The following is a 404-nucleotide window of genomic DNA, read 5'->3' on the forward strand; positions in this document are numbered from 1 at the left end:
CCCGCGGGCGTGGATCTGGTGGTGGTGTCGGCCTATCTGGTGGCCGATCCGCACATGGTGCGCGATCTGCACCCCGAGAGAGCTCCGCATCTTCCCGTTCGGGTTCGTGACGGCACCGGGATGGTCGGGCCCCTGGTGGTCCCCGGCGTGACCAGCTGTCTCGGTTGCGCTGACCTGCATCGCAGCGACCGCGACGCCGCGTGGCCGGCCATCGCCGCCCAATTGCGGGACACCGTCGGGGTGGCCGACCGGGCCACGTTGTTAGCGACGGCGGCGCTGGCGCTCAGCCAAGTGAACCGGGTGATCGCCGCCGTGCGTGGACAGGAGGCGACCCCTGAGCCCCCGTCGGCGCTGAACACCACCTTGGAGTTCGATCTCAACGCTGGCTCTATCGTGGCGCGACA

1 protein-coding gene is annotated in these 404 nt (G+C 69.8%); it reads left to right on the forward strand.

Features of this window, described 5'->3' with window-relative positions; translation table 11 throughout:
- A partial coding sequence (locus FLO80_RS22375; RefSeq protein ID WP_223145559.1) for a hypothetical protein occupies positions 1–404 on the forward strand: 404 nt, incomplete at both ends.

This window comes from Aquicoccus porphyridii, from assembly GCF_008369105.1.
Taxonomy (GTDB): Bacteria; Pseudomonadota; Alphaproteobacteria; order Rhodobacterales; family Rhodobacteraceae; genus Aquicoccus; species Aquicoccus porphyridii.